The sequence below is a fragment of the Leifsonia sp. NPDC102414 genome (assembly GCF_044765685.1).
In the GTDB taxonomy this organism is placed as follows: domain Bacteria; phylum Actinomycetota; class Actinomycetes; order Actinomycetales; family Microbacteriaceae; genus Leifsonia.
Map to the genome: position 1 here is coordinate 251,492 of NZ_JBIWKN010000001.1, position 21,128 is coordinate 272,619.

20 protein-coding genes are annotated in these 21,128 nt (G+C 70.4%); 9 read left to right on the forward strand and 11 right to left on the reverse strand.

Translation table 11 applies throughout. The features are described 5' to 3' along the window. Positions 1-36 precede the first annotated feature (36 nt). Genes moaA through ACIRCZ_RS01165 form a run of 3 tightly spaced genes read left to right on the forward strand, consistent with a single transcriptional unit; the run spans position 37 to position 1,804 of the window. Positions 37-1,131: a GTP 3',8-cyclase MoaA gene (moaA, locus tag ACIRCZ_RS01155; protein ID WP_055892309.1), complete on the forward strand. Its 1,095-nt coding sequence runs from the start codon at positions 37-39 to the stop codon at positions 1,129-1,131. Further along, entirely contained in the window at positions 1,124-1,393 is a 270-nt protein-coding gene (locus ACIRCZ_RS01160) for a MoaD/ThiS family protein (RefSeq protein WP_402848735.1), read from the forward strand. Before moaA ends, ACIRCZ_RS01160 begins: the two co-directional genes overlap by 8 nt. Before the next feature lie 54 nt (positions 1,394-1,447). Next, on the forward strand, positions 1,448-1,804 hold the full coding sequence (locus tag ACIRCZ_RS01165; RefSeq protein ID WP_402848738.1) for a hypothetical protein: 357 nt from the start codon (positions 1,448-1,450) through the stop codon (positions 1,802-1,804). Positions 1,805-1,838: 34 nt separating this feature from the next. On the opposite strand, the gene ACIRCZ_RS01170 is transcribed toward ACIRCZ_RS01165, so the two are convergent. From ACIRCZ_RS01170 to ACIRCZ_RS01210, 9 genes are all read right to left on the reverse strand, one after another. Further along, on the reverse strand, positions 1,839-2,888 hold the full coding sequence (locus tag ACIRCZ_RS01170; protein ID WP_402848741.1) for a sulfate/molybdate ABC transporter ATP-binding protein: 1,050 nt from the start codon (positions 2,886-2,888) through the stop codon (positions 1,839-1,841). Further along, on the reverse strand, positions 2,885-3,685 hold the full coding sequence (locus ACIRCZ_RS01175) for an ABC transporter permease (RefSeq protein WP_402848744.1): 801 nt from the start codon (positions 3,683-3,685) through the stop codon (positions 2,885-2,887). Before ACIRCZ_RS01175 ends, ACIRCZ_RS01170 begins: the two co-directional genes overlap by 4 nt. A 3-nt stretch (positions 3,686-3,688) precedes the next feature. Continuing rightward, positions 3,689-4,492, reverse strand: a complete 804-nt coding sequence (gene modA, locus ACIRCZ_RS01180; RefSeq protein WP_402851599.1) for a molybdate ABC transporter substrate-binding protein — start codon at positions 4,490-4,492, stop codon at positions 3,689-3,691. Beyond that, complete coding sequence (locus tag ACIRCZ_RS01185; RefSeq protein ID WP_402848748.1) at positions 4,489-4,893, reverse strand: molybdopterin-binding protein; 405 nt, start codon at positions 4,891-4,893, stop codon at positions 4,489-4,491. The genes modA and ACIRCZ_RS01185 overlap by 4 nt, the downstream gene beginning before the upstream one ends. 137 nt (positions 4,894-5,030) lie before the next feature. Continuing rightward, positions 5,031-5,444, reverse strand: coding sequence for a molybdenum cofactor biosynthesis protein MoaE (locus ACIRCZ_RS01190; RefSeq protein ID WP_402848751.1), 414 nt, complete (start codon positions 5,442-5,444; stop codon positions 5,031-5,033). Further along, complete coding sequence (gene moaCB / locus ACIRCZ_RS01195) at positions 5,441-6,466, reverse strand: bifunctional molybdenum cofactor biosynthesis protein MoaC/MoaB (protein WP_055892330.1); 1,026 nt, start codon at positions 6,464-6,466, stop codon at positions 5,441-5,443. The genes ACIRCZ_RS01190 and moaCB overlap by 4 nt, the downstream gene beginning before the upstream one ends. After that, positions 6,463-7,680 (reverse strand): gephyrin-like molybdotransferase Glp, encoded by a 1,218-nt coding sequence (gene glp, locus ACIRCZ_RS01200; RefSeq protein ID WP_402848756.1) that lies wholly within the window; start codon positions 7,678-7,680, stop codon positions 6,463-6,465. Before glp ends, moaCB begins: the two co-directional genes overlap by 4 nt. Before the next feature lie 4 nt (positions 7,681-7,684). Then, a complete protein-coding gene (locus tag ACIRCZ_RS01205; protein WP_402848759.1) occupies positions 7,685-8,815 on the reverse strand; it encodes a ThiF family adenylyltransferase in 1,131 nt (376 codons plus the stop codon). Positions 8,816-8,858: 43 nt separating this feature from the next. Beyond that, entirely contained in the window at positions 8,859-10,385 is a 1,527-nt protein-coding gene (locus ACIRCZ_RS01210) for a molybdopterin-dependent oxidoreductase (protein WP_055892341.1), read from the reverse strand. Positions 10,386-10,454: 69 nt separating this feature from the next. Here ACIRCZ_RS01210 and ACIRCZ_RS01215 point away from each other — a divergent pair, with 69 nt between their 5' ends. Beyond that, entirely contained in the window at positions 10,455-13,019 is a 2,565-nt protein-coding gene (locus ACIRCZ_RS01215) for a DEAD/DEAH box helicase (RefSeq protein WP_402848762.1), read from the forward strand. Between the two features lie 18 nt (positions 13,020-13,037). On the opposite strand, the gene ACIRCZ_RS01220 is transcribed toward ACIRCZ_RS01215, so the two are convergent. Then, entirely contained in the window at positions 13,038-15,431 is a 2,394-nt protein-coding gene (locus tag ACIRCZ_RS01220) for an MMPL family transporter (protein ID WP_402848765.1), read from the reverse strand. Between the two features lie 76 nt (positions 15,432-15,507). Here ACIRCZ_RS01220 and ACIRCZ_RS01225 point away from each other — a divergent pair, with 76 nt between their 5' ends. The 3 genes from ACIRCZ_RS01225 to ACIRCZ_RS01235 all read left to right on the forward strand — a co-directional run bounded on the left by ACIRCZ_RS01225 (position 15,508) and on the right by ACIRCZ_RS01235 (position 17,774). Then, on the forward strand, positions 15,508-16,104 hold the full coding sequence (locus ACIRCZ_RS01225; protein ID WP_402848768.1) for a TetR/AcrR family transcriptional regulator: 597 nt from the start codon (positions 15,508-15,510) through the stop codon (positions 16,102-16,104). A 123-nt stretch (positions 16,105-16,227) separates the two neighbouring features. After that, complete coding sequence (locus ACIRCZ_RS01230; protein ID WP_055892358.1) at positions 16,228-17,445, forward strand: inorganic phosphate transporter; 1,218 nt, start codon at positions 16,228-16,230, stop codon at positions 17,443-17,445. Beyond that, positions 17,442-17,774 (forward strand): hypothetical protein, encoded by a 333-nt coding sequence (locus ACIRCZ_RS01235; RefSeq protein ID WP_055892361.1) that lies wholly within the window; start codon positions 17,442-17,444, stop codon positions 17,772-17,774. The genes ACIRCZ_RS01230 and ACIRCZ_RS01235 overlap by 4 nt, the downstream gene beginning before the upstream one ends. A 43-nt stretch (positions 17,775-17,817) precedes the next feature. Here ACIRCZ_RS01235 and ACIRCZ_RS01240 read toward each other — a convergent pair whose 3' ends face one another. Beyond that, positions 17,818-19,095, reverse strand: coding sequence for a uracil-xanthine permease family protein (locus ACIRCZ_RS01240; RefSeq protein WP_402848772.1), 1,278 nt, complete (start codon positions 19,093-19,095; stop codon positions 17,818-17,820). Positions 19,096-19,193: 98 nt separating this feature from the next. On the opposite strand from ACIRCZ_RS01240, the gene ACIRCZ_RS01245 reads away from it, so the two are divergent. Continuing rightward, entirely contained in the window at positions 19,194-20,648 is a 1,455-nt protein-coding gene (locus ACIRCZ_RS01245) for an NCS2 family permease (RefSeq protein WP_200949581.1), read from the forward strand. Between the two features lie 115 nt (positions 20,649-20,763). Next, positions 20,764-21,045: a hypothetical protein gene (locus ACIRCZ_RS01250; RefSeq protein WP_235500391.1), complete on the forward strand. Its 282-nt coding sequence runs from the start codon at positions 20,764-20,766 to the stop codon at positions 21,043-21,045. The last annotated feature ends 83 nt before the right edge of the window (positions 21,046-21,128 follow it).

A 21,128-nucleotide genomic window follows, 5' to 3' on the forward strand; every position in this document is an offset into this window, starting at 1 on the left:
TATTCCCCAGCGGGCGGCGCGGTCTATGGTGATGGAATGACCGTCGTGAATCTCGGCACACCGCGGAGCGCCGCTCTGCGGGACGCTGCGCGACGGGAGACTGCGCCGCGGAGCGCGCCGAGCCTCGACGGACGCCCCGCTGTCCCCGGCCTGATCGACCGGTTCGGCAGGGTCGCCCGCGACCTGCGAGTGTCCGTCACAGAGAAGTGCTCGCTGCGCTGCACGTACTGCATGCCGGAGGACGGGTTGCCGAGCATCCCGCGCGAGGAGCTGCTGACCGCCGCCGAGATCGCCAGGCTGGTGCGCATCGCCGCGCGCGACCTGGGGATCACCGAGGTGCGGTTCACCGGGGGAGAACCGCTGATGCGCGCCGACCTCGCCGAGATCGTCGGGCTGTCCGCGGAGGCGGCGCCAGGGGTGGACCTCTCGATCACGACCAACGGGATCGGGCTGGACCACCGCATCCGGAGCCTGGTGGATGCGGGCCTCACCAGGGTGAACGTCTCGCTCGACACGGTCGACCGCGAGCACTTCGCCCGCCTGACCAGGCGCGACAGGCTCCCCGCGGTCATGGCTGGCATCCGCGCCGCCCACGACGCAGGGCTCACCCCGCTGAAGCTCAACGCGGTGCTGATGCGCGAAACGCTCGCCGGAGCGCCCGCCCTGCTCGCCTGGGCGATCGAGAACGGCTGCCGCCTGCGTTTCATCGAGCAGATGCCGCTCGACGCCGACCACACCTGGATGCGCGACAACATGGTGCCTGCCGCCGAACTCCTGGACGTGCTCGGCACCGGCTTCACGCTCACGGAGGCGGGGAGGGACGACCCGTCCGCCCCAGCGGAGGAGTGGCTGGTCGACGGCGGACCGGCGACGGTCGGGATCATCGCGTCGGTGACCCGCTCGTTCTGCGCCGCGTGCGACCGCACCAGGATCACGGCGGAAGGGACGGTGCGCTCCTGCCTCTTCGGCGACGACGAGACCGACCTGCGCGGTCTGCTCCGCGGCGGGGCGGACGACGCGGAGATCGCGCGCTGGTGGCGCGGGGCGATGTGGGGCAAGCAGGCAGGGCACGGAATCGACGCGGCCGGGTTCGTCCCTCCGCGCAGGAGCATGGGGGCGATCGGTGGCTGACAGTGCGGACGGGGCTGCGGCGACGGTGCTCGTGCGGTACTTCGCCGCGGCGGAGGGGGCGGCGGGGCGGCAGGAGGAGCGCATCCAGCTGGCGGACGCGACCCTCGGCGCACTGCGCGCCGAACTGCTCGCGCGCTACGGGGCGCCGATGGAGCTGGTGCTGCGGTCCGGGTCGTTCCTGGTGGATGCGGTCGTGTCCCGCGACCCTGAGCGACGGGTGACGGGGACCGTGGATGTGCTTCCGCCGTTCGCGGGCGGCTGACCCCGCATCCGCTAGGTTGGGGGCACAGGTGGGGCTGAGCAGGGGAGGCGCGCGATGAGTACACAGGCTGAGACAGGCACGCTGATGAGCGAGTTCGAGGCGATGCAGCGGCGGCGTCGCCGGGTGGCGCTGCTGGTGGTCGCGGCGGTCGTCGCCGGTGTCGGCGCGTGGCTGACAGGGCCGATCGGCGTCGTGATGATCGGGTTCGGGAGCGCAGCAGGCTGGGCGCTTGCCGCACTCGGACTGGTGCTGCTGGCCGCGATGGTCGTGGCGCTCGTCGCCGCTGCCCGTTCGCGGCTCGCTCCGGAGAGCCGTCCAGGAAAGGCCAACGCCCGATTCGACGAGCCGGTGCCCTCCCGCAATCCCAACGGCGGCCACGGCATGATCGGCTCCGGCATCGGCGGTCACTGACCCGGCACCCGGCCGGGGGGACGGCCGGACGGGGTCAGGCGGGGTAGACGCGGAGGTCGTCGGGGGAGACGGCGAGGGTGACGGGCGTGCCGGGGGCGAGCGCCAGGTCGGCGACGATCGACGGCGCGACCAGGGCAGGGAGAGTGTCGGTGCGCACCAGGACGAGGTCGGCGCGCGGCTCGAGACCGGTCACCACCGCGGAGATCAGGTTGGCCGTCGCCGTGCCCGGTTCCGCGGCGAGCACGCGCACGCTCGACGGGCGAACGGCCGCCGCGACCCGGTCGCCGGGAGCAGCGGCCTCCACGACGGTCGCCGCGAGTGAGAGGCCGTCGTCGGTGACGATCCCGGATGCGGTGCGCCGCCCCGTCAGCAGCGTCACCCCTGTCAGCTCGGCGGTGAACGCCCTGCGCGGCCGGTCGAGGACGTCGCGGACGGGGCCGTCGTCGACGATGCGGCCGTCGTGCAGCACGATCACGCGATCGGCGAGCAGGTAGGCGTCGAGCGCGTCGTGGCTGACGATGACGGCGGTGCGGCCGTCGAGGGCCCGTGCGAGCGTCTGCCGCACGTCGCCGGTCACCGCGACGTCGAGCGCGGAGAGCGGTTCGTCGAGCAGCAGCAGTCGCGGCTCCGCTGCCAGCGCACGGGCGACGGCCACGCGCTGCGCCTGGCCGCCGGAGAGTTCGTCAGGGCGGCGCGCGGCGAACCCGTCGACGCCGACCGTGCGCAGCCACCCGTCCGCGACAGAGCGGGCATCCGCACGGGATGCGCGTGCTGCCCGCGGACCGAACTCCACGTTCTGCCGAACGGTCAGATGCGGGAACAGCAAGGGCTCCTGCGCGAGCAGCGCGACCCCGCGGCGGTGCGGAGGAGTCCAGGAGCCAGGCAGGTCGAACAGCACGTCGTCGCCGAGCGTCGCCCGGCCGGTGTCCGGGCGGATCAGCCCGGCGAGCATCCCGAGCATGGTGGACTTGCCTGCGCCGTTCGGGCCGAGCACGGCGACGGTCTCCCCGTCTGCGACGGAGAGGTCGACGTCGACGCCGCGCTCAGCGAGTGTCGCGCGCAGCCGGACGGCCGCCCCGCTCATCGGGCGACCTTCAGACGGCGGCGGGCCGGCTCGCCCGCTCCGTGCGCGACGGCGACCACGATCACGGCGACCACGATCAGCACCAGGGACAGGGCGACCGCCGCGTCCGGGTCCGTCTCGCGCTGGAGGTAGATCTCCAGCGGCAGTGTGCGCGTGACGCCCTGGAGGCTCCCTGCGAAGGTGAGGGTGGCGCCGAACTCGCCGAGCGCCCGCGCGAACGACAGGATCGCGCCGGAGACCAGCGCAGGCAGCACCAGCGGCAATGTCACCCGGAACAACACGGTCGCCGGCCGGGCGCCGAGGGTGGCGGCGACGGCTTCGAAGCGGGTCCCAGCCGTGCGGAGCGCGCCCTCGAGGCTCAGCACGAGGAACGGGAGGGCGACGAACGTCTGCGCGAGGATCACCGCCGTGGTCGAGAACGCCACGTCGAGCACTCCGCCGAGCAGACCGCGCCTGCCGAACAGGAAGAGCAGTGCCAGGCCGCCGACCACCGGAGGCAGCACCAGCGGGAGCAGCACGATGGCGCGCACCACCCGTTGGCCGGGGAACGGCACGCGCGCGAGCACCGTCGCCATCGGCACGCCGAGCAGCACGCACAGCGCCGTGGCGGCGACGGAGGTGCGCAGGCTCAGCCAGAGCGCGTCCAGCGACGAAGGCGATGTGATCAGCGGGAGGAAGTCGGCCCAGTCGACCCTGACCAGCATCGCCACCAGCGGCAGCAGCACGAACAGGCCGCCGACGACCGCGATCACGACGACCCAGGTCGGCACGTCCAGCCGACGCGGAGACGATCCCACGGTCTACGGCGCTCCGAAGCCGGCGGTCTTCAGGACCGCGCGGCCCTTCTCACCGGTGACGAAGTCGACGAACGCCGCGGCCCCGGAGGGATTGGCCGCTGCCTTCAGAGCAACGATCGGATAGGTGTTGACGGTCGACGCAGCCTCCGGGAACGGCACAGAGTCGACCTTGCTTCCCGCGCCCTTGACGTCGGTGACGTAGACGATGCCGGCGTCGGCCTCGCCGGACTCGACCTTGCCGAGCACATCGGTCACCGACGACTCCTGGCTCACCGGCGTCAGGGTCACGCCGCTCGACGCCTCCACCTTCACGGTGGCTGCACCGCACGGCACCTGCGGGGCGCAGACGACGGTCTTCACCCCCGGCTTCGCCAGGTCGGAGAACGCGGTGATCTTCGCGGGGTTGCCGGGAGGCACGGCGATGGCCAGGACGTTGGTGGCGAAGTCGACAGGCTCGCCGTCGGCCAGCTTCGCGGTGGTGACCTTGGCCATGTTGGCCTCGTCGGCCGACGCGAACACGTCGGCGGGCGCTCCCTCGGTGATCTGGGAAACCAGATCGGACGATCCGGCGAAGCTGAACGTCACCTTCGCCCCAGGGTGCTCTGCCTCGAACGCCTTCCCCAGGTCGGTGAAGGTGGCCGTGAGCGAGGCTGCGGCGAACACGGTGACCGTCCCTGAGACGGCATCCGCCGACGGCGACCCCGTGGATGCGCTGGAGGCGGGGGCGGAGGAGGCCGCGCATCCGGTGAGGGCGAGAGCTGCTACCGCGATGACGGCTGCTGCGACGATCCGCTTGCGCACGGTCAGTCCTTTCCGATGGGGGTCTCGACGATGACGGTGGTGGCTTTGACGACCGCGACGGCCACGGAGCCGAGTTCGAGCCCGAGCTCCCGCACGGCCTCGCTGCTCATCAGCGACACCACCCTGTGCGGGCCGCACTGCAGCTCCACCTGCGCCATGACGGTGTCGACGACGATGCTGGTGACCAGGCCGACGAAGCGGTTGCGTGCCGATCGCGCCACACCCGACGGATCGGTGGGGAGCACGGCGTTCTGTTTGGCGAGCTGGGCGAGCTCGTAGCCGTCGACCACGGTGCGCCCTGCGTCGTCCTTCGCGCTGCCGAGCAGTCCGGCGTCGATCCAGCGGCGGACCGTGTCGTCGCTCACCCCGAGGTACAGCGAAGCGTCTTTCACCCGAATCTGCGGCACAGCGCCCACTTTATCCCCGCGTCTGCGCCTCCGCAGCAATCGAGTCCGAAGTTGTTCAGCTCAATGCCCGGCGTGTCGCCTGAACAACTTCGGACTCGATTGCGTGGGAGAGGGGCGGAGGGGAGGGCGAGGGGCGGCTAGAGGCCGACCCACTCGGAGACGCCGTCGGCGAAGTGCTGGCGCTTCCAGATCGGCACCTTGGTCTTGATGAGGTCGACCAGGGCGGCGCAGGCCTCGAACGCCTCCGCCCTGTGCGGTGCTGCGACGGCGGCGATGAGTGCTGGGTCGCCGATGGTCAGCGAGCCGACCCTGTGCTCTGCGGCGACCCGCAGACCGCTGCGCGCCGCGATCTCCTCGCAGCACTCGCGGAGGAATCGCTCGGCCTCCGGATGCGCCCGGTAGTCCAGCGAGACGACGCCACGGCCGCCGTCGTGGTCGCGCACGATCCCCTGGAACGACACGACGGCGCCGGACCCCGACCGCCAGACGAACTCGTCGACCGTCGAGCCGTCGAGGGGGTCGGCGCTGATGGCGGCGTACACGTCGCTCATCGGGTGTGGTCGCCCCCGCCGAGCTGGTCGAGCAGGTGCGGGAGCAGGTCGGCGAGCACGGCCAGGCCGTCGGCGACGCCGCCGCGCGAGCCGGGCAGGTTGACCACCAGCGTCCTTCCCGCGACCCCTGCCACGCCCCTGCTGATCGCGGCGAGCGGCGTGTGCTCCGCCCCGCGGGCGCGGAGTGCTTCCGCGACGCCTGGCAGGGTGCGGTCGAGCACGGCGGCCGTCGCCTCCGGGGTGCGGTCGGTGGGGGAGACGCCGGTGCCGCCCGTGGTCAGGAGGACGGCGGGGCGGGCGAGCACCGCATCCCGGATCGCGGAGGCGATGTCAGTGTCGGCGACCACGCGCACCTCCGCTGGAAGCTGCCGCTCGCCGAGCCACGCCGCGATCACCGGGCCGGTGGTGTCCTCCGCCTCGCCCGCTGCGGCCCGCGTGGAGGAGACCACGACGACGGCGGTGGATGCGGCGGGTTCCGTGGCGACCGCGGCCGTCGGTTCCGCCGCCTGCGACTCCTCCGACAGCGACTCCGCCTCCGTCTCCGCGCTCTGGCGCCGCCAGTCGCCGCGCTTGCCTCCGCTCTTCGAGACGAGCTGCACGTCCGTCAGCGTCGCCGCAGGGTCGACCGCCTTGATCATGTCGTGCAGGGTCAGCCCGGCGACAGCGACGGCCGTCAGCGCCTCCATCTCCACCCCGGTGCGCCCGTGGGTGCGGGTGGTCGCCTCGATGGCGATGACGCCGGCGTCGGCATCCAGGGAGAACACGATGTCCACGGCCGTCAGCGGCAGCGGGTGGCACAGCGGGATCAGCTCGGAGGTGCGTTTGGCCCCGCCGATGCCGGCCAGCCGCGCCGTCGCCAGCACATCTGCCTTGGGCAGGTCGTCGGCCCTGACCAGGCGCACGACGTCGGAGCGCGTCACGACGCGGCCGCTGGCCACGGCGACCCTGTCCGTCTCCTGCTTGCCTCCGACGTCGACCATCCGCGCCCTGCCTTCGCCGTCGATGTGGCTGAGTCCGCTCATAGGGTCCACACTGTCACGTCGTCGCCCTCCGCGAGGTCCACGGTGTCCGTCGGCACTTCGATCAGCACGTCGGAACGCGCCATCGCCGCCACCAGATGCGAGCTGGGGCCGGCGACCTGCTGCACCGTGCCGTCCTGCAGGCGCCTGCCGCGCAGGAACTGCCGCTTGCCTGCGACGGAGTGCACGGCCGCGGCGAGCGGCGCAGGAGACGGCGGTGCGGCGGGAAGCCCGGCGGAGGCGCGCAGCAGGTCGCGCAGGAACACCGTGAACGAGACCTGGGTGCTCACCGGGTTGCCGGGGAACGACAGCACGGGAACCCCGGAGACCACGCCGGTCGCCTGCGGCCCACCCGGCTGCATCGCCACCGTCACCACCTCGGCGCCGTGCGGCTCCAGCACCTCCCGCACCACCTCGTACGCGCCCTTCGAGATGCCGCCGGAAGTGACGACGATGTCGCTCACGCTCACCGCGTGCTGCAGGGCGCGCTCGAACTCGGCGTGGTCGTCGGTCGTCGCCGTCCGCACGGAGACGAGTGCGCCGCACTCCTCGACCAGGGCGGCGAGCGCCACCCCGTTCGCGTCGAACACCTGGCCGAACTCGGCGGTCGCGCCCGCGGCCACCAGTTCGGCGCCGGTGGTCAGGATGCCGACCCGCAGGCGGGCGCGCACCTCCACCGCCTCCGCCCCCGCCGCTGCGATGGCGGCCAGGTGGCGGGCGGCCAGCCGGGTGCCGGAATCCACCAGGGTGTCGCCGCGGCGCAGGTCGCTGCCGCGCTCGCGCACGTACTCTCCTGGGCGGCGGGAGCGGCGGATCTCGACAACGGCGCCGGAGAGGTCGTCGTCGCGGCCGAGCACCAGCTCGGTGTCCTCGACCGGCACGACGGCGTCCGCGCCGCTCGGCACAGGAGCGCCGGTCATGATGCGCACGGCGGTTCCCGGGGTGAGGACCACCGGCACCGTGTGCCCGGCAGGGATGTCCCCTCTCACTTCGAGGGCGACGGGCGTGTGCTCGATGTCGGCGGAGCGCACGGCGTATCCGTCCATCTGCGAGTTGCGGAACAGTGGCAGGTCGACGTCCGAGCGCACGGCGACGGCGGTGACCCTGCCGGACGCCTCCGCCAGCGGGACCCGCTCCGCGGCCGCAACGGCGAGCAGCGGCTCGACGAGGCGGGCGATGGTCTCTGCGTGCTCCTCGACCGTGCGCGGTGGCGTCATGTCCTTAGTATCGCGCCAGGTCGCCGTCGATGTCTCTGGCCCAGGCGTCGATGCCGCCGGCGAGCACGATCCCGGATGCGCCCGCCTCCGCCAGCTTCGCCCGTGCGGTCTCCGCGCGCACGCCGTGGTGGCAGACGATCACGAGAGGATCGTCGCCGAGCCGCGCAGCGACGCCTGCTGGGTCGGCCATCACCACCCCGAGCGGCACGAGCAGGGAGCCGGGGATCTCGGCGATGTCCGCCTCCCACGGCTCTCGCACGTCGAGCAGCGTGTGCGGTTCCCCTGCCAGCAGGCGGGCATGCAATTCGGACGGGCTGATGGTGTCTGTCACTCCGCAGAACTCCTCATAGTCGATCAGGCCGGTGATGGGGGATGCACCGGGGTCGCGCTCGTATGCCAGCTCGCGGGTGTCCCCGCGCAGGGCGTCGTGGATCAGCACGCGGCCGAGCAGCGGAACGCCGGTGCCGGTGACGAGTTTCACGGCCTCGCTCACCATGACGCTGCCGATCACGCCGCACACCGAGGGAAGCGCGCCGGCCTCCGCGCAACTCGCAACGCTGCCAGGCTCCGGCGGCACGGGGAACAGATCGCGGTAGTGCGGGCCGTGCTCCGCCCAGCTCACGCCGGCCTGACCGCCGAACTGGTGCACGGCGCCCCAGACCACGGGCAGCCCGGCGAGCACGGCAGCGTCGTTCACCAGGTAGCGGGTGGGGAAGTTGTCGCTTCCGTCGAGCACCAGGTCGAACCCGGTCAGGATGCGCTCGACGTTCTGCGCCGTCAGCCGCTCCGGGAACACGACGATCTCGGTCTCCGCGTCGAGAGCGCGGACGGTCTCCGCCGCGGAGGCCGCCTTGCCGCGGCCGACGTCGGCCGGGGTGTGAACGGTCTGCCTCGGCAGGTTGCTCGGCTCCACTCTGTCGTCGTCCACGATGCCGATGGTTCCGACGCCGGACGCGGCCAGCAGCGGGAGCACAGCGGAACCGAGCCCGCCGGCGCCGACCACGAGGATGCGGGCGTTGCGGAGACGACGCTGGGCGAGCATCCCGAATCCTGGCAGTCGCGCGGTGCGGGCGTAGCGGGATTCGCGCTCCGGCGAGAGCTCAGAGCCGGGTGCGACGAGGGGAGGGATGCCCATGCACCCAGTATCCTCGCTCGACGGCAGGAACCGTCACGGCGGGTCAGGCGACCGTGACCTGGATGCTGTGCAGGCCCGTCGCGCCGTTGGGCACGACGTCGGCGACCTTCGAGGTCTGGACCGTGCCGTGCGCATCGGTTGCGCGCACCGTGATGGTGTGGGTCCCCGTGGTGGCCGGCCAGGCGTACTTCCACTGGCGCCAGGTGTCCACCGAGATCGCGTCTGCGAGGGTCGCCTCCTCCCACGGGCCGCTGTCGATCCGCACGTGCACGGCGCTCACGCCGACGTGCTGCGACCAGGCGACGCCGGCCACCGCGACCGTTCCAGCGGCGACCTGACGGCCGGACGCAGGAACGTCGATGCGGGACGACAGCTTGACGGGCCCGCGCTGCGACCAGCCGCGATCCGTCCAGTACGAGGTGACCTTGTCGAACCTGGTCACGTTCAGCTCGACCACCCACTTCGTGGCGGACACGTACCCGTAGAGCCCGGGCACGACCATCCGCACCGGGTAGCCGTGCTCCAGCGGCAGCGGCTGGCCGTTCATCCCGACGGCGAGGATGGCGTTCCGCTCGTCGGTCAGGGCCTCGATCGGCGTGCTGGCCGTCCAGCCGTCCTGGCTCTTCGACAGCACCATGTCGGCGTCCGCGCTCGGTTTCGCGCGCGCCAAGAGATGCCGGATGGGGTATCCCAGCCAGGTGGCGTTGCTGATCAGGTCGCCGCCCACCTCGTTCGAGACGCAGGTGAGGGTGGTGGTCGACTCCTCCAGCGGCAGCTTCAGGAGTTCGGCGAAGGTCAGCTCGACCTCGTTCTCGACCATCCCGACGATGCGCAGCTTCCAGGTGGCAGGGTCGATGCCGGGGATCTGCAGTGCGGTGTCGATGCGGTAGAAGTCGGCGTTCGGCGTGACGATGGGGGAGAGCCCGGCGATGTCGAACGACGCTCCCGCGGGGATGGGCGGCGCGACGACCGCGGGCTTCGGCAGGTGGAACGCCGCCCGCGCCGCCGCGGCCGTGCGGTAGCCGGTCGCCACCACCTGGCCGACGATCACGGCGAGCGCCCCCGCCGCGGCCGTGGTGCCCGTCGCCGCGAGGAACCGGCGTCGCGTCACAGAGCCGTCCGGCGCGATCCTGGTGGGGGAGGTGCCGCGCAGCATCCTCGCCAGGATGCCGAGCGCGATGATGCCGACGGCCGCCGTGACCACGGAGGGCGCGGCATCCAGCAGCCCGGCGCCGGAGCGGGTGAGCGCGGCGAACACGCCGACAGCGCCGCCGACGCCGATCAGGATGCGCCCGAGCGGCGGCCGACGCAGTTCCAGCCATCCGGCGAGCGCTCCGGCAGCGAGCACGACGATGGCGAGCGAGACGACGAGCACCGCCTTGTCGCCCGTGCCGAAGAGGGCGATCACGCCTTCCTTCAGCCAGGCGGGCACCAGGTCGATGATCAGAGCGCCGACCACGAGCACGGGGCTGCCGTTCTGCACGAGGAACGCACTGACGAGTTCCCCTGCACCGACACCGGCGAGCACGCTCGCCACCCCGGCAGCGGCCGGACGCCAGAACGACACCATGGCGCGAGGCTAGGCGCGCAAGCTGTGACGATGTCGAGTGCGGCACGGGCGTGGGAGGCTTGGGTCACGATGTCAGAACGCAGTCAGCTCCGCGTCGGGACGATCCCCGGCTACACCGGTCCAGCCAGCCTGGACGACGACGCCCTCTACGACACCTTCGTGGCGTGGGTGGAGGAGGGCGGCATCAGCCTCTACCCGGCCCAGGACGAGTCGGTGATCGAGGTCGTCGCGGGAGCGAACCTCATCCTGAGCACACCGACAGGCACCGGCAAGTCGCTCGTCGCCGTCGGCGCCCACTTCGCCGCGCTCGCTCGCGGGGAGCGCAGCTTCTACACCGCGCCGATCAAGGCGCTCGTCTCGGAGAAGTTCTTCTCCCTTGTCGAGATCTTCGGCGCGGAGAACGTCGGCATGATGACCGGAGACTCCGCGGTCAACGCCGACGCCCCGATCATCTGCTGCACAGCTGAGATCCTCGCCAACCTCGCCCTCCGCCACGGGGCGGACACCCCGGTGGGCCAGGTGGTGATGGACGAGTTCCACTTCTACTCCGACCCTGACCGAGGCTGGGCGTGGCAGGTGCCGCTGCTGACTCTGCCTCGCACGCAGTTCGTGCTCATGTCGGCGACCCTCGGCGACGTCACGGCGCTCGCCGACGACCTCAGCGCGCGCACTGGCCGCGAGACGGCGACCGTCACCGGCGTCGAGCGTCCGGTGCCTCTGCACTACTACTACGAGGTCACCCCGGCGCACGAGACGGTCGAAGACCTCCTCAGCACGGGGCAGGCGCCCATCTACATCGTCCACTTCTCCCAGCTCGCAGCGCTCGAACGGGCGCAGGCGCTCTCCAGCGCGCGCATCGCCAGCAGGGAGCAGCGGGATGCGATCGCCGAGCTGATCGGCGAGTTCCGGTTCACGACCTCGTTCGGCAAGACCCTCTCGCGCCTGCTCAGGCAGGGCATCGGCGTGCACCACGCCGGGATGCTGCCCAAGTACCGCAGGCTGGTCGAGCAGCTGGCCCAGCGGGGGATGCTCAGGGTGATCTGTGGAACGGACACGCTCGGCGTCGGCATCAACGTCCCGATCAGGACGGTGCTGCTGACCGCCCTCACCAAGTTCGACGGCACCAGGATGCGGCAGCTCAACGCCCGCGAGTTCCACCAGATCGCCGGGCGAGCAGGGCGGGCGGGCTACGACACGGCAGGCACGGTCGTCGCCCAGGCTCCCGAGCACGAGTCGGAGAACCTGAAAGCGATCGAGAAGGCGGGCGACGATCCGAAGAAGCGTCGCAAGATCGTCCGCAAGAAGGCGCCGGACGGGTTCGTGTCGTGGGGCGAGCCGTCGTTCAGGAAGCTGATCGAGGCCGAACCGGAGACCCTCACCTCCTCCATGCAGATCACCAGCGCGATGCTCATCAACGTGATCGGCCGCGGGGGAGACGTCTACGGGCACGTCCGCGCCCTGGTGTTCGACAACCACGAGCCATGGAAACGGCAGCTCGCCCTCGCCAGGCGCGCCATCGGCCTGTACCGCTCCCTGCTCACCGCGGGCGTGGTGGAGAACGTCGACGGGCGCATCCAGTTGACGGTGGACCTGCAACCGAACTTCGCTCTCAACCAGCCGCTGTCCCCGTTCGCGCTCGCCGCCTTCGAGCTGTTCGACCCCGAGGCGCCGGAGTACGCGCTCGACATCGTGTCCGTGGTCGAGGCGACCCTCGACGACCCGCGCCCTGTGCTGTCCGCGCAGCAATTCCAGGCGCGCGGAGAGGCCGTCGCGGCGATGAAGGCGGACGGCGTGGAGTACGACGACAGGATGGAGGCGCTGGAGCAGGTCACGCATCCACAGCCCCACGCCGAACTGCTGGCGGCGGCGTTCTCCACCTATGCCGCCAGCCAGCCCTGGGTGGCCGACTTCGAGCTCAGCCCGAAGTCGGTGGTGCGCGACCTGTACGAGCGCGCGATGACGTTCGGCGAGTACATCGCCCTCTACAAGCTCGCCCGCTCGGAGGGAGTGGTGCTCCGCTACCTGTCCGACGCGTACCGCGCCCTCGGCCAGACGGTGCCGGCCGACCTTCGCACGGACGACCTCCGCGACCTGATCGAGTGGCTCGGCGAACTGGTCAGGCAGGTCGACTCCAGCCTGCTCGACGAGTGGGAGGAGCTCATCCACCCGGATGCGTCCGCCCACGCCGCCTCCGCGAGCGAGCTGGCCCCTCCTCCACCCCGCAATGTCACGACGAACCGGCGCGCGTTCTTCGTGCTGGTGCGCAACGAGCTGTTCCGCCGCGTGCAGCTCGCCGCCCTCGACAGGGTGCAGGACCTGGGAGCGGTGGAGGTCGAGGCGGCGTCACTGGCCGGCCTGGCCACCCCGACCTTCACGGAGCTCGACTGGGATGAGGCGCTGGAGGCGTACTACGCGGACCACGACGAGATCGGCAAGGATGCTGCGGCGCGCTCGGCGGCGATGATCATCGTCGACGAGACGGCGGCGGCGGCCGACGGTGTGTGGAAGGTGCGGCAGATCCTCGCCGATCCGGCGGGCGACCACGACTGGGGCATCACCGCCGAGGTGCTGCTCGCCGCCTCGGCAGAGGCGGGGGTCGCCGTGGTGTCGGTGACAGGGGTGGGGCGGCTGTAGCCCGCCCCACCGCCGTGGTCACCCCACGTGGTGCCGGCGCTCGAGTGCAGCGCCCTCCACATCCACGTTCGGCAGGACGCGGTCGAGCCAGCGCGGAAGCCACCACGCCGAGCGGCCGAGCAGGTGCATCAGGGCCGGCATCAGCAGCATCCGCACCACGAACGCGTCGACGAGCACGCCGAAGGCGAGGCCGAAGCCGATCGAACGGATCATCGTGGAGTCGCTGAACACGAAGCCGCCGAAGACCGAGATCATGATGAGGGCCGCCGCGATCACCACGGTGCGGCCCGCCCGCAGGCCCTTCACGACCGCCAGGCGCGCGGGGGCGCCGTGCACGTACGCCTCGCGCATCCCGGAGGCCAGGAAGAGCTGGTAGTCCATCGCGAGCCCGAACAGGATGCCGACCAGGATCACCGGCAGGAAGCTCAGGATGGGGCCAGTGTGGATGCCGAGCGCCTCGGCGCCCCAGCCCCACTGGAACAGGGCCGTGATGGCGCCGTAGGTCGCGAACAGCGACAGGATGAAGCCGCCCGTCGCGATCAGCGGCACCAGCAGCGAGCGGAACACCAGGATCATGATCAGCAGTGACAGCCCCACCACCACCAGCAGGTAGAGCGGCAGCACATCCGCGAGGTTCTGCGAGATGTCGAGGTTGATCGCGGTCTGGCCGGAGACGCCGAGGGTGATGTCGCCGTTCACCTTCCCGATGGCGCGGAGGTCGCCGACGAGCTTCTCGGTCGAGACGCTGTTCGGGCCTTCGGCCGGGACGACCTGGAACGCCATCAGCCTGTGGTCGTCCGAGACCGCGATCGGGGCGACGGCGACCACGTCCTTCTGGTCGGCGAGCTTCCCGGCGATGTCGAGCTGCGTCGATGTCACCTGGTCGTCCTGCAGCCCGGCCGGGATGTTCGCGGTGACCAGCAGCGGACCGGTCGCTCCGTCGCCGAAGGCGTCCGCCGTCTGCTGGAACGCGTTGTACGTGGTCGAGCCGACGGGCTCGGAGGAACCGTCCGGCAGGCCCACCCGCATCGACAGGGCGGGGATGGCGACGACCAGCAGCGCGGCGGCGGTCGCCACGACCGTGATCACGGCGCGCCAGGTCGACATCGGCTTGGCCGCGGTGTCGTCGTGGTGCACCTGGCCGACCTTCGCCCTCGCCCGCTTGGACAGCAGGCGGGTGCCGAGGAGGCCGAGGATGGCGGGCGTCAGCGTGATCGCGATGAGCACCGCGAGGATCACGGCGACGGCGCCGACCGTGCCCATCAGGCCGAGGAACGGCACGCCGGTGACGTTCAGGGCGAGCAGTGCGACGACGACGGTCGTGCCGGCGAACACGACGGCGTTGCCCGATGTGCCGTTCGCGAGGCCGACGGACTCGTGCGGCTCCGCACCCTCCAGGAGCTGGCGTCTGTGCCGCTTCACGATGAACAGCGAGTAGTCGATGCCGACTGCGAGGCCGAGCATGATGGCGAGCACGGGCGTCACGGACGCCATGTCCACGATGCCGGAGAACGCCAGCGAGCCGAGCGCTGCGACGCCGACGCCGAACAGGGCGGTGACGAGGGGGAGCGCTGCCGCGACGAGCGAGCCGAGCACCACGACGAGCACGATCGCGGCGAACACGACGCCGACGGCCTCGCCGACGCCGACGATCTGCGGAACGCCCTGCGCGATGTCGGTGGAGAACGAGACGGTCACCCCGTCGATCGGCTTCGACTCGAAGTGCTCGATGACGGCCTGCTTGGAGTCCTCCGACAGTTCGAGGCGCGGCTCGGTGAACGCCACGTTCACCAGCGCCGTCGCGCCGTCCTTCGACACAACGCGGATGCCGTCGGACAGCTTCAGGAGCTCCGACCCCTGCTCCAGCTCCTTCTGCTTCGCAGTGATCGTGGCCTCGTTCGCGTCGATCGTCTGCTGCTGGGCGTCGAGCTGGGTGGTCGGCAGCCCTGCCGCTTCGAGCTGCTGCTTCGCCGCATCCAGTTGCTGCTGCCCTGCGTCGAGCTGCGCGGATGCCTGGTCCAGCTGTGCGCGTCCGTCGGTGACCTGGGCCTGGCGATCCGCTCGCTGCTTCTCCGTGCTGAACGGGTCGATGATGTCTGCCACGTCCGGCAGGCCGTCCCCGTCCTTCACGAGTGCGCTGATGTCGTCGCGCTGCTCGGAGGTGAACGCCGTGCCGTCCTTCGTCTGGAACACCACGGTTCCCGAGGCTCCGGCGTAGTCGGGGAGCTTCTTGGTGAGCTGGTCCACCACGGCACCGGATGCGGTCCCCGGCACATCGAAGCTCGTCGTCAGGCCCTTGAATCCGATCAGGAATCCGCCGACGGCGATGCCGAGCACGATGATCCAGGCGATCACCACCCGCCAGGCTCTGCGTGCGGAGAACTTCCCGAGGCGGTACAGCAGTTCGGCCATTTCGCATCCCTTTCGTGGCGTCCGCGTCGATAATACGCAACGGTTCGTCTCGATAAATGCAGGTAAGCTGTGAGCCATGCCGGAAGGACGACGAGGAGCACCCCGCAGCGAAGCGGCGCGGCTCGCGATCCTCGAAGCGACGGCAGCGCTCTTCGCCGAGCGAGGCTACGACCACCTCAGCATCGAGGGCATCGCCGCTCGTGCAGGGGTGGGCAAGCAGACCGTCTACCGCTGGTGGTCCGGCAAGAGCGCGCTGATCGCCGAGTGCCTGCTCGAAGGCATGCTGCTGCCGGAGCGTTTCGTCCTCGCAGACACCGGAGACCTCAGGGACGACCTCACAGCGTGGCTCACCGAGGTGCTGTCCGTGCTCGAGGGCCCTGCGGGAGAGGGGTTGTTCCGTTCGCTGATCGCGGCGGCGACGGAGAACGCCGACGTCGGCAGCAGGCTGCGCGAGTCCCTCGCCGATCCCCGGCTCTTCGCCACCAGGCTGAGGGATGCACGCGCATCCGGAGAGCTGCGGGCGGACCTCCCGATCGACGACGTCAGCGAGACCGTGATCGGCGCTCTGATCTTCCGCGCGCTCGCCGGCGCGCCCTCCGACGCGGGATTCGCGGCGCGGCTGGTCGATCTCGTCCTCGGACCCCGGCCGCTCGCCCCGCGAGCCTCCGCGTGAAGTTGACCTGATCCCGCTGCCGTGTGAGTATTTTCGTGGTTGCCTAACAGCGCCAGGTCATTTGCATGAATCCCCGATGAACTCTGGCGGGGAGGACTGTGTCCCGACACGAGAAAGTATCCGGTGGATCTCACCCTCATCGTCGTGCTGGTCATCGCGCTGGCCCTGTTCTTCGACTTCACCAACGGCTTCCATGACACCGCGAACGCGATGGCCACTCCCATCGCCACCGGCGCCATGCGGCCGAAGGTCGCTGTCGCCCTCGCCGCCGTCCTGAACCTGGTCGGAGCGTTCCTCTCCACCGAGGTCGCGAAGACCATCTCGGGCGGCATCATCAAAGAGGGGTCAGGGGGTGTCCAGATCACCCCTGAGCTGATCTTCGCCGGTCTCGTCGGCGCGATCATCTGGAACATGGTGACCTGGCTGCTCGGACTTCCGTCCTCGTCCAGCCACGCCCTGTTCGGCGGTCTGATCGGTGCGGCTCTCGTCGGCGCCGGCCTCGGCTCCGTCGACTTCGTCGTCGTGCTCGACAAGGTCATCCTGCCCGCGCTGATCGCCCCGGTCACGGCCGGCGTCGTCGCGTACTGCGCGACCAAGCTCGCATACTGGATCACCCGCCGCTACGACGGTCGCCCCGATGGTCGCGGCGGGTTCCGTTACGGCCAGATCTTCTCCTCCTCCCTCGTCGCGCTCTCGCACGGCACCAACGACGCGCAGAAGACGATGGGCGTCATCACGCTCACCCTCATCGCCGCCGGGGTCCAGACGGCCGGGTCCGGCCCGGAGCTCTGGGTGGTCGTGGCCTGTGCGCTCGCCATCGCGATCGGCACGTACTCCGGCGGCTGGCGCATCATCCGCACGCTCGGCCGCGGCCTCACCGAGGTGAAGCCCGCGCAGGGCTTCGCGGCGGAGACGAGCACGGCGGCGACCATCCTGGCCTCCAGCCACCTCGGATTCGCCCTGTCCACGACGCAGGTGGCCTCCGGCTCCGTCATCGGCTCCGGTCTCGGCCGCCGTGGCGCCTCCGTGCGCTGGGGAACGGCCGGCAGGATCGCCCTCGGCTGGCTGCTCACCCTCCCCGCAGCGGGAATCGTCGGCGCCGTCTCCGCCTGGCTGGTCGACCTCGGCCCGATCGGCCTCGCCATCGACGCCATCGCAGCGGTCGTGGTGATCGTGTTGATCTTCTGGCTCTCCAGCCGCAACAAGGTGGACAGCAAGAACGCCGTCGCCCCTGCACCCGTGCAGGGCGTGAGCGAGGTGGCCGCATCCGGTCGCGCCGTCAAGATCAAGAAGGTGAAGCCGCTCAAGAAGCCGCGCGGCAAGGAGAAGGAGTCAGCATGATCGACTGGATCGCCTTCCTCGTCGTCTTCGCCGCATCCATCGTCGGCGCCTGCGTGGTCGTCGGCCTGTACGCGTTCGGCACGCGCCTGCTCGCGGTCGCCGGCCGCGCCCTGTTCGTCGAACCGGTCGAGTTCACGGACGCCATCACGGTCATCTCGCCGGAGGAAGCGGCCCGCGCGCTCAAGAAGGCGGCGAAGGCCCGCAAGAAGAACCCGCTGTCCGACGCCCAGAAGCGCTGGGCGCTGACGGGCGCGTACGCCTGCTTCGTCGGCTGCGGCCTCGCCGTGCTGTACGGGCTCTACCTGATCATCCCGTTCTTCCACCAGTAAACGGTGCGCCCGGCCGTCGCAGGCCGGGGCACGAGGTGTCCGCTCAGTCGGTGCCGCGGAGGCGGGCGATGGTGCGCATCAGGTGGTACACGACGATCGCGGCGATGGTGCCGAGGGCGATGCCGTTGAAGGTGAGCTGGCCGAGGTGCAGGGTGAAGTCTGCGATGCCGATGATGAGGGCCGTCGCCGCGGTGAACTGGTTGACCGGCTTGGAGAAGTCGACCTTGTTGTCGAGCCAGATCTTCACGCCGATGATGCCGATGAGGCCGTAGAGCGCCGTGGTCACGCCGCCGAGCACTCCGGCAGGGATCGTGTTGATCACCGCGCCGATCTTGGGCGAGAGGCCGAGCAGCACGGCCACGAAGCCCGCCACCCAGTACGCGGCGGTCGAGTAGATGCGCGTGGCGGCCATCACGCCGATGTTCTCGCCGTACGTCGTCGTGCCTGAACCGCCGAAGAAGCCGGCGATGGTGGTCGCCAGGCCGTCGGCGAAGAGCGCGCGGCCGGTGAGCTTGTTCACCGCCGGGTCGGTGAGCTGGGCGACGCCGCGGATGTGGCCGACGTTCTCCGCCACCAGCACGAGCACCACGGGGAGGAAGGCGGGCAGGATGCCGAACGTCGCGCCGGGGTTCTCGAACGGGTTGGCAGGGAACGCGAACGTGGGGAAGCCGATCCAGTCGGCCTTCGCGACGGCGGAGAAGTCGACCTCGCCGAGGATGACGGCGAAGATGTAGCCGACCACGACGCCGATAAAGATCGACAGGCGGCCGAGCAGGCCCCTGAACAGCACGGTGCTGAGCAGGACCGCGAGCAGCGTGACGATGGCCGTCCACGGCGCCGCCATGAAGTTCTTGCCTGCGGCGGGCGCCAGGTTGAACCCGATCAGCGCCACGATGGCACCGGCGACCACAGGCGGCATCAGGGCGTCGATCCACCCGGTGCCGGTCAGGACGACGATCCCGCCCACGATGGCCAGCAGGATGCCGACGGCCACGATGCCGAACAGGGCGCTGCCCATCCCGTTGCTGACCGTGGCGGCGGTGATCGGCGCGATGAACGCGAACGACGACCCCAGGTAACTGGGCAGCCGGTTGCCGGTGATCAGCAGGAACAGGATGGTGCCGATGCCGGAGAACAGCAGCGTGGTGCTCGGCGGGAAGTGCGTGAGGACGGGGACGAGGAACGTCGCGCCGAACATCGCGACGACGTGCTGGGCGCCGAGGCCGATGGTGCGCGGCCAGGTGAGCCGCTCGCCTGGCAGCACGACCGTGGAGGCCGAGACGTTCTTTCCGTCGCCGTGGAGTTTCCAGGGAAGTGGCATGGCGCATCCTTCGCGTCGTATGGGGCGGTGCGGGCGTCTAGGCTTGTTCCCGCGCATTCGCGCAGGAAAGCCCTCGCCAGATACTACGGGAGACGAACTTGTCCGCATCGCCAACGAACACCACGCAGGCGCCGACGTTCCGCAATCGGCTCGACCGGTTCTTCGAGATCAGCGCCAGAGGCTCGAACTGGGCCACGGAGCTGCGCGGCGGCGTCCTGACCTTCGTGACCATGGCGTACATCGTCATCCTCAACCCGCTGATCCTCGGCGGAACGGAGGACGTGGCAGGTCACTCGCTGCAGGGAACGCAGCTCGCCGCCGTCACCGCGCTCAGCGCCGGAGTGATGACCGTGCTGTTCGGCCTCGTGGCCCGTCTGCCGTTCGCGTTCGCGGCCGGGCTCGGCATCAACTCGTTCCTCGCGGTCAATGTGGTGAAGATCCTCACCTGGCAGGAGGCGATGGGCCTCGTCGTCATCAACGGCGTCATCATCGTGATCCTCGCCGCCACCGGCCTGCGCCGCCTGATCTTCAACGCGGTTCCCGCCCAGCTCAAGACGGCGATCACGGTCGGCATCGGCCTGTTCATCGCGTTCATCGGCTTCGTCGACAGCGGGTTCGTGCGCAGCACCAACCTGTCGTCGCCGCCCGTTCAGCTGGGCGAGGCAGGGTCGATCGCCACCGTCCCCACCGTCGTGTTCCTCATCGCGCTCGTCATCATGGCCGTCCTGATGGCACGCAAGGTGAAGGGCGCGCTCCTGATCGGCATCGTCGCAGCGACCATCGTCGCGATCATCGCCGAGGCGATCTTCCACGTCGGCCCGTCGCTCGGCAAGAACCCGGCAGGCTGGAACCTCACCGTCCCGCAGCTCCCCACCTCGCTCGTCGCGCTGCCGGACCTCAGCCTCGTCGGCCAGTTCGACGTGGTCGGCTCGTTCGGCCGCATCGGCGCCCTCGCGGCGATCATGCTCATCTTCACCCTGGTCTTCACCAACTTCTTCGACGCGATGGGCTCGATGACCGGCCTCGCCCGCAGCGCGGGCCTCGCCAAGGAGGACGGCACGTTCCCGCGCCTGCAGCCCGCGCTCATCGTGGAGGGTGTCGGCGCCATCGTCGGCGGCGGAACGTCCGCCTCCTCGAACACGGTGTTCGTCGAGTCGGCCTCCGGCATCGGCGAGGGGGCGAAGACCGGGTTCGCCAGCGTCATCACCGGTGCGCTGTTCCTGCTCGCGATGTTCTTCACCCCACTCACCCAGGTGGTGCCGCTCGAGGTCGCCGCCGCTGCGCTCGTCATCGTGGGTGCGCTCATGGTGGTGCAGATCCGCCACATCGACTTCTCGGAGTTCTCCAGCGTGCTGCCCGTGTTCCTGACGATCATCGTGATGCCGCTGACGTACTCGATCGCGAACGGCATCGGCGTGGGCTTCATCAGCTGGGTGCTCATCCGGTCGCTGGCAGGCAAGGCACGCGAGATCAGCCCGCTGCTGTGGATCGTGGCCGCCGGGTTCCTCGTCTACTTCGCCCGTGGGCCGATCGAGGCGATCCTGCCGCACTAGCGTGCGCAGGAAGTCAGGGTGACCCCTGAGCGGAATCGGGGGATAACCGGATGGTGCTGCTACGCATCCACCGGTTGACTGGAAGCACATCGTCAACCGAGGAGAACCAGCAATCATGACCACCAACGTCGCCTACCAGGCCCCCGCCAGGACGCTCAGCATCACGAGCTTCGTGCTCGGGCTCGCGTCGATCGTCTTCGGCTGGACGTTCGTCGCGCCGCTCGCCGGCCTCGTGGTCGGCATCATGGCTGTCGGCCGCGAGCCGCAGGGCAAGACGTTCGCCGTCTGGGGCATCGTCCTCAACGCGATCATGCTCGCCGGGGCCATCTTCGTCGCCATGCTCGCCGTCGTCGGCGCAGGAATCGGCCTCGCCTTCCTCCCGTTCGCCTGGCTCTAGCCACCGCATCCATCGAGCCCAGGGCTCTCACCGTTCCGTAGTTCGACGGTGAGAGCCCTGGGCTCGATCGTTTGGGAGAATGG

Coding starts and splice junctions, on each gene's coding strand:
- ACIRCZ_RS01250 (WP_235500391.1), top strand. CDS start 20,764: ATGACCACCAACGTCGCCTACCAGGCCCCCGCCAGGACGCTCAGCATC.
- ACIRCZ_RS01205 (WP_402848759.1), bottom strand. CDS start 8,815: ATGGGCATCCCTCCCCTCGTCGCACCCGGCTCTGAGCTCTCGCCGGAG.
- ACIRCZ_RS01210 (WP_055892341.1), bottom strand. CDS start 10,385: ATGGTGTCGTTCTGGCGTCCGGCCGCTGCCGGGGTGGCGAGCGTGCTC.
- ACIRCZ_RS01225 (WP_402848768.1), top strand. CDS start 15,508: ATGCCGGAAGGACGACGAGGAGCACCCCGCAGCGAAGCGGCGCGGCTC.
- moaA (WP_055892309.1), top strand. CDS start 37: ATGACCGTCGTGAATCTCGGCACACCGCGGAGCGCCGCTCTGCGGGAC.
- moaCB (WP_055892330.1), bottom strand. CDS start 6,466: ATGAGCGGACTCAGCCACATCGACGGCGAAGGCAGGGCGCGGATGGTC.
- glp (WP_402848756.1), bottom strand. CDS start 7,680: ATGACGCCACCGCGCACGGTCGAGGAGCACGCAGAGACCATCGCCCGC.
- ACIRCZ_RS01220 (WP_402848765.1), bottom strand. CDS start 15,431: ATGGCCGAACTGCTGTACCGCCTCGGGAAGTTCTCCGCACGCAGAGCC.
- ACIRCZ_RS01190 (WP_402848751.1), bottom strand. CDS start 5,444: ATGAGCGACGTGTACGCCGCCATCAGCGCCGACCCCCTCGACGGCTCG.
- ACIRCZ_RS01235 (WP_055892361.1), top strand. CDS start 17,442: ATGATCGACTGGATCGCCTTCCTCGTCGTCTTCGCCGCATCCATCGTC.
- ACIRCZ_RS01165 (WP_402848738.1), top strand. CDS start 1,448: ATGAGTACACAGGCTGAGACAGGCACGCTGATGAGCGAGTTCGAGGCG.
- ACIRCZ_RS01170 (WP_402848741.1), bottom strand. CDS start 2,888: ATGAGCGGGGCGGCCGTCCGGCTGCGCGCGACACTCGCTGAGCGCGGC.
- ACIRCZ_RS01215 (WP_402848762.1), top strand. CDS start 10,455: ATGTCAGAACGCAGTCAGCTCCGCGTCGGGACGATCCCCGGCTACACC.
- ACIRCZ_RS01240 (WP_402848772.1), bottom strand. CDS start 19,095: ATGCCACTTCCCTGGAAACTCCACGGCGACGGAAAGAACGTCTCGGCC.